Here is a 6,377-nt window from a genome sequence, read left to right on the forward strand (position 1 = left end):
CATTAGTCAAGACGATACATGTTGAAAAAAGCACTCTTCATTGACCGCGACGGCACCATCCTCGTGGAGCCCCAACCCAGCCAGCAGGTCGATAGCCTCGACAAGTTTGAGTTTTTGCCCGGTTGCATCAGCGCATTGGCCCGCATAGCTCGCGACCTACCCGAATACGAGCTTGTTCTCGTGACCAACCAGGACGGTCTGGGCACCGAGAGCTTTCCCGAAGACACTTTTTGGCCTCCCCACCGGATGATGCAAGCCATCTTGGCTGGCGAAGGCGTGCACTTTGCCGCCGAGCACATCGACCGGAGCTTTGCGCACGAAGGCTTGCCCACGCGGAAGCCCGGCACCGGCCTGCTAGGAAAGTACCTGGACCCGGCCAACGGATACGACTTGCCAAATTCCTTCGTAATCGGCGACCGCCTCACCGACGTCGAGTTGGCCGCCAACCTCGGGAGCAAAGCCATTCTGATAGGAGAGGAGCCTCACCCCGACGCGTCCTTGACTACCACCAGTTGGGACGCTATTTACCGCCACCTTCGCTATCCGTCGCGTGTCGCGGTAATAGAGCGCAACACCAACGAAACGCAAATTGCCATTCGCCTAAACCTCGACGGCTCCGGGCAAACCGACATTCATACCGGCCTGGGTTTCTTCGACCACATGCTGGAGCAGTTGGGCAAGCACAGCGGAGTTGACTTACACATAAGTGTAAAAGGTGATTTACATATTGACGAACATCACACCGTAGAAGACACGGCCTTGGCGCTTGGTACGGCCTTTTCTCAAGCGCTGGGCGACAAACGCGGACTGGCCCGCTACGGCTTTCTTCTGCCCATGGACGAGGCCTTGGCCCAGGCGGCCATCGACTTTTCAGGCCGGCCCTGGTTAGTATGGAATGCAGAATTCCACCGCGAGCGCGTGGGAGATTTGCCTACAGAGCTGTTTTTTCACTTCTTCAAATCGTTCACGGACAACTCGCGCGCCACGCTCAGCATCAGCTGTACCGGCGACAATGAACATCATAAGATTGAGTCCATCTTCAAAGCCGTAGCGAAAGCAATCAAAATGGCTTTGCAGCGGGAAGAGTCTTTTGAAATCCCAAGCACCAAGGGAATTTTGTAAGATTTTATTGTCCAAAAGTATATACCCATTTGGGTAATTGCTAAATGCTTTGTTAGTTGGTTTATGGAAATAGCAGTAGTTGACTACAAAGGAGGCAATGTGCAGTCCGTCCTGTTTGCATTAGAAAGGCTCGGCGCATTCCCAACGCTGACCGCCGACCCGGAAGCCCTTCGCAAAGCTGACAAGGTGCTTTTCCCCGGCGAGGGAGAAGCATCGTCGGCCATGGAGGCATTGCGCACCGCGGGCCTGGACCAGGTGCTGCCGACGCTCACGCAGCCTTTTTTAGGAATCTGCCTGGGAATGCAGCTGCTGGGCCAGCACAGCGAGGAAAACGACACGCCTTTGTTGGGGCTGCTGCCCTTTAATGTTCGGCGCTTCGTGCCTGATGCGGAGCACAAGGTGCCTCACATGGGCTGGAACAACTTACAAGCCCTGCAAGGCCCGCTTTTCGCGGGGCTGACCGAAGCCGACCACGTCTATTTTGTGCACAGCTATTACGCGCCCGTAGGCGCTTATACCACGGCACAAGCGGCCCATCCAGCACCATTCAGCGCAGCGGTGCAACACGGTAATTTTCACGGCGTGCAGTTTCACACCGAGAAAAGCGGCGCCGTGGGTACCCGTATTCTGTCGAATTTTTTGGCGCTTTGATTTGCCAGCCCGTCACACCCACGCAACACCATGGAGATAATCCCCGCCATTGACCTCATCAACGGCCAATGCGTCCGGCTAAGTGCCGGCGATTTTGCCCGGCAAACCACGTACGATGCCGACCCCGTGGCCGTGGCCCAGCGCTTCGCCGATGCGGGCGTGCGGCGCTTGCACCTGGTGGACCTGGACGGGGCCCGGGCGGGGCGCCCCGTAAACCTGGCCGTGCTAGAAGGCATCGCGCGCCAGACGGACTTGGACATTGACGCCGGCGGGGGCATTCAGGACGATGCAGCCCTGACCCAAGTCCTCAACGCTGGGGCCAAACACGCCACGGCCGGCAGCCTGGCGGTGCGGTCTCCGGGGGTGGTGCGCGGCTGGTTGTCGCGGCACGGTGCCGATACCATTTACCTGGGTGCTGATTTTAAAGGCGAGCACATCCTCATCAACGCCTGGGCTGAACAGAGCGAGTTGACGTTATCAGCCTTTTTGAGTAACTACCTTGCCGCTGGTGCCACCACGTTCATTTGTACGGACGTGAGCAAGGACGGCCTGTTGCAGGGGCCGTCCCTGGCCACGTACCGCCGTTTGGTAAGCGAATACCCTGCCGCTCGGTTCATTGCCAGCGGGGGCGTCACTTCCGTGGCCGACGTCGAGGCCTTAGCCGAGGCGGGCATGCACGGCGCCATTATCGGGAAGGCGCTGTATGAAGGCACCATTAGCTTGACGGACTTGCGCCGCTTTCTATAGTCTTTGCCTTCCGCCCCTAAATTCCAATAATCGATTCGGTAGTCGTGATAAAGAAACGCCTTATTCCCTGCCTTGATGTGCGCGACGGACGGACTGTTAAAGGCATCCAATTCGAAGGATTGCGCGACGCCGGCGACCCGGTAGAACTGGCGGCCCGTTACGCCCGGGAAGGCGCCGACGAACTGGTTTTTCTCGACATTACGGCCACCAATCAACGGCGCCAGCCCCTTACCGAGCTGGTACGCAGGGTTGCGCAAGTCTTGGACATTCCCTTTACCGTGGGCGGCGGAATCGGCACCGTGGCCGATGTAGAAGCGTTGTTGTTGAGCGGTGCCGACAAGGTCTCCATCAATTCGGCCGCGCTGGCTCGTCCGGCGTTTATTCAGGAGTTGGCGCGTCGGTTCGGTTCCCAGTGCGTGGTGGTGGCCGTCGATGCCCGGTTGGTTGAAGGAGAGTGGCAGGTCATGACCCGGGCCGGTACGCAAGCCACGGGCCGCGAAGCCGTGGCCTGGTGCCGAGAGGCCGCCGAATTGGGCGCCGGCGAATTGCTCCTGACTTCCATGAGCCACGACGGCACCAAGTCCGGCTTTGCCCTCGACATTACCCGCGCCGTTAGCGAAGCCGTGCCGGTGCCCGTCATTGCGTCAGGCGGCGCCGGCAAGCCCGCCGATTTCACCGATGTTTTTCAATCCGGTGGGGCCGATGCCGCTTTGGCGGCCAGCATTTTCCACTTCAACGAAACGGCCCTCCCCACCCTGAAACAGTACTTGCACCAAGCGGGCATTGCCGTTCGCCTGTAGGTATTGCCAATTCTATCAACTTGTCTTTAGACTTCTCTTGCTCATGGCAACCACTGCCTCCACTGCCACCTTACGTTTCGATTCCGTCACGGGCCTTGCCCCCGCAATCATCCAGGATGCCGATACCGGGCAGGTGCTGATGCTTGGCTATGTGAACGAGGAAGCGTGGAAGTTAACTCAGCAAGAAGGTCGGGTGACGTTCTTCTCCCGTTCAAAAAACCGGCTGTGGACCAAAGGCGAAACCAGCGGCAACTACCTGACCGTGGTGAGTTGCCATATTGACTGCGACGCCGATACTGTTCTTATTCGGGCATTGCCGGCGGGCCCAACGTGCCACCGCGGCACGGTGAGCTGCTTCGAGCAACAATACCAAGCGCACGTTCCCGCTGCGCCGGTTGGTTTTCTCGCCGAGTTGGAGCGCCTGATATTCGAGCGGCAACAGTATCCGGAGCGGGCGCCGCAATCCTATACGGTGTCGTTGTTTAACAAAGGCATTCAGAAAATTGCCCAGAAAGTAGGAGAGGAGGCCGTAGAAACGGTTATTGATGCCGTTGCAGCCAACCGCCAGAGCTTGCCTGGGGAAGTGGCCGATTTGCTCTATCATCTGGTGGTGCTGCTGGCTGCCTCGGGCGTGCCTCTGACAGAGGTAATCGCCGTTCTGCAGGAGCGTCATCGTGTGCCCAGCACCCGGCATCTGGAAAACAAATAACAATCAGTGAGTGCGCCTAGCGGACCTTTTTTGTCAATAATTGGTCAATAAATAGTATGCCCCACAAAAGTCCCCAGTTTTATGCAACTGGGAACCTTTGTGGGGCTTTAGGGCAGTTATTGTGCTCAAGCTTTCAGCTGCCGGCGAATTTTTTCGAGTAGCGCAATGGCAATGCTGATGTCTTCCTCGTCGGTAATAGACAATGAGGTATTTACTCCTGGCCCACTGACCTGAATTTGATACCCTGTTGGTGCGTGAACGCTGACATTAACGGGCATACCTTCATTGTTTTGTGGCTGAGGGTTTGCTTTAGGGGTACTGGGTTTGGCGCTCTCCAATTCAGGTGTAGGAGCGTTTTGTTTTGCAGTCGGTGCTGCGTCCGGCTGGGTATCGACCAAGCCAAATAAACTTGCTATCAAGTCTGTGCTGGGTGATTTGATTTCGGTCATGGGCCGGGCCTTGTTTTGCGGCGGTACCGATGGAACGGAAGTATCTGTTGCTGATAGAGGGTCAAAAAGGCCTTCTCGGGGACTATCAACTGCCTCGAACTGGGTGGGAGAATTTTCGACCCTGAGCGAATTTATTGTTGGCGGTGGGCTTGCTAGTTCGCGCCTGGGGCTTTGCTTGTTGGGCAAAGCATCGATGTCGGCAATGATGTTGTGCTCATCGAGCAACCCCACCATGCGGCACCCTTCCACGAATGCTTTGGCGACCCCTTGCGCGTTGATTTCTTCTACGCCAAACTCCCGAATGAGCATCACGTCCAGCATTTGAACCGGTAGCTCCCGTGAGCGAAACTTCCGGCAAATCTGGGTAAATAGAGGAGGAGTTAAAAAAGCCTCTCTATGAAACACAAGCTCTTCCTGCTTATCGTAAGCGTGTTTTATGCGTTTAAAAAGAGTGGTTGTGGTAAGCAGGTCGCGTTTGCTAGTGAGTAGCCCAAATTTTACCGCCGAGCCAATTATAGCTTTGAATGAGCCGCTAACCTTTCTGTTGAGTTTCCTCGCGGCTGTTTCGATAGCGCTTTTACCACCGGTGTCATCGACAATTTCAGCTAGTTCCCACGCTCCCGAGTAAGTGGTTCTTGGGTAATCGATTAGTTTCGGCATGGAGTCTATTTTTCAGTACAAAAATGGGTTACTGTCGGTGTGGTGCAAATTAAGCCCTGGTATACGGATACGAGAAAAATTTACAGAAGGAAGTAAAAGTATAAAAAAGTTTTCAAAATGGTAAGCATTTATACTATTTTGTGCTATTCAAGCTCTTTCCTTCGTTTGCATGCAAAACTAGTGCGCGTGTCTAAGTACCTGCTTGGCTCTGCAGCGTCATATGCTTTTTGTAAGTACAAAATCACTTTGATGCCATTCATAGCTAGGCGAATCTGAGTGATACTTAGAATAGCTTCAAGCACACACTGTGCATATAACAGCATAGCACAAAGTAGTAATAAAAATCTTACTTCAGAATGCTTTTTTGTACTTCATAATAATCAAATTTAGAAATAGGGAAGGGGAGGAGTAACCCACTCACTTAATTTGTACTCTACTTCTTGTACTCTGCTTCAAACAAGCCTAAAACCCCGAACTACTTCGTGGCAAAGAATAAAATAGCTGACAATAGCTGACAATAGCTGACAAATTCATTCCCACGATATCCCAGAACCAGCATGCAAAACTAAGCCGTACTCTAATAAGTAGAAAGAGGCGTATGGGTGCTCATAACACAGCATCTTTGCACCGCCCGAAGTAGTGAGCGCATCCGGCGCAACGGCAGCAGCCAAAGCCACGCCAAGTACAAATGCACGCCGTGTGGTCACCAAACCGCATTGCGCCCGGAGCCGATGAGCGCATCGTTGATTACGCGCAAGTGAAAAAGTTGCTGATGGGGCGCGCTTCACAACGCAACGTCGTGCGCGTGACCAGCATTTCGCGAACGACGATGAACAAGCTGGCAAAAAACGCAGGCGCCCAGCCATTCCTTACCGCACTTGCGGCCGAAAAAAGCCCAGCGCCGGAAATGGGGAAAACGGCAGTTGAATGTTTGCCAGGCCGTCGAACGCGCCATACGGCGCCATGGCCTGCATACTGGGCCAAGTGAAGCGGCCACCGCCAGCCAACTGTGGCAGGACCTGACGAACCGCTACCGGCGGCATTGCTGGTGTCTAACTAACACCAGGCTGGAACTATTCTACGTTGGGGAAAGTAGCTGCACATAGGCTAGAGCTTCAACACAAATGCGAGTACATCACAGGGCTCGTAATCTTACAGCGGTTTCGGGGTCAGTGTCCGGCCGGGCAAGTAGCGCGGACTTTCAGTCCGCGAGTAGTAGGCGTTCGGACTCGCGGACTG

At 54.9% G+C, this 6,377-nt stretch carries 6 protein-coding genes; 5 read left to right on the plus strand and 1 reads right to left on the minus strand.

The window, feature by feature from the left end; translation table 11 throughout:
- Window positions 1-21 precede the first annotated feature (21 nt).
- The 5 genes from hisB to hisIE all read left to right on the plus strand — a co-directional run bounded on the left by hisB (window position 22) and on the right by hisIE (window position 4,029).
- Window positions 22-1,122, plus strand: a complete 1,101-nt coding sequence (gene hisB / locus VF629_RS17680) for a bifunctional histidinol-phosphatase/imidazoleglycerol-phosphate dehydratase HisB (RefSeq protein ID WP_331059827.1) — start codon at window positions 22-24, stop codon at window positions 1,120-1,122.
- A 63-nt stretch (window positions 1,123-1,185) separates the two neighbouring features.
- Window positions 1,186-1,773: an imidazole glycerol phosphate synthase subunit HisH gene (hisH, locus tag VF629_RS17685; protein ID WP_331059821.1), complete on the plus strand. Its 588-nt coding sequence runs from the start codon at window positions 1,186-1,188 to the stop codon at window positions 1,771-1,773.
- 30 nt (window positions 1,774-1,803) lie between these two features.
- The gene (locus VF629_RS17690) at window positions 1,804-2,520 is read left to right on the plus strand and encodes a 1-(5-phosphoribosyl)-5-[(5-phosphoribosylamino)methylideneamino] imidazole-4-carboxamide isomerase (RefSeq protein ID WP_331059822.1); all 717 of its coding nucleotides are present in this window, start codon (window positions 1,804-1,806) and stop codon (window positions 2,518-2,520) included.
- A gap of 44 nt (window positions 2,521-2,564) precedes the next feature.
- Window positions 2,565-3,320 carry an imidazole glycerol phosphate synthase subunit HisF gene (gene hisF / locus VF629_RS17695; RefSeq protein WP_331059823.1) on the plus strand — a complete coding sequence of 252 codons (756 nt, stop codon included), beginning with the start codon at window positions 2,565-2,567 and terminating at the stop codon, window positions 3,318-3,320.
- Between the two features lie 43 nt (window positions 3,321-3,363).
- Window positions 3,364-4,029 carry a bifunctional phosphoribosyl-AMP cyclohydrolase/phosphoribosyl-ATP diphosphatase HisIE gene (hisIE, locus tag VF629_RS17700; protein ID WP_331059824.1) on the plus strand — a complete coding sequence of 222 codons (666 nt, stop codon included), beginning with the start codon at window positions 3,364-3,366 and terminating at the stop codon, window positions 4,027-4,029.
- A gap of 125 nt (window positions 4,030-4,154) precedes the next feature.
- Here hisIE and VF629_RS17705 read toward each other — a convergent pair whose 3' ends face one another.
- Entirely contained in the window at window positions 4,155-5,138 is a 984-nt protein-coding gene (locus VF629_RS17705; protein ID WP_331059825.1) for a hypothetical protein, read from the minus strand.
- Between the last annotated feature and the right edge of the window lie 1,239 nt (window positions 5,139-6,377).

The organism is Hymenobacter sp., assembly GCF_036388155.1.
Taxonomy (GTDB): Bacteria; Bacteroidota; Bacteroidia; order Cytophagales; family Hymenobacteraceae; genus Hymenobacter.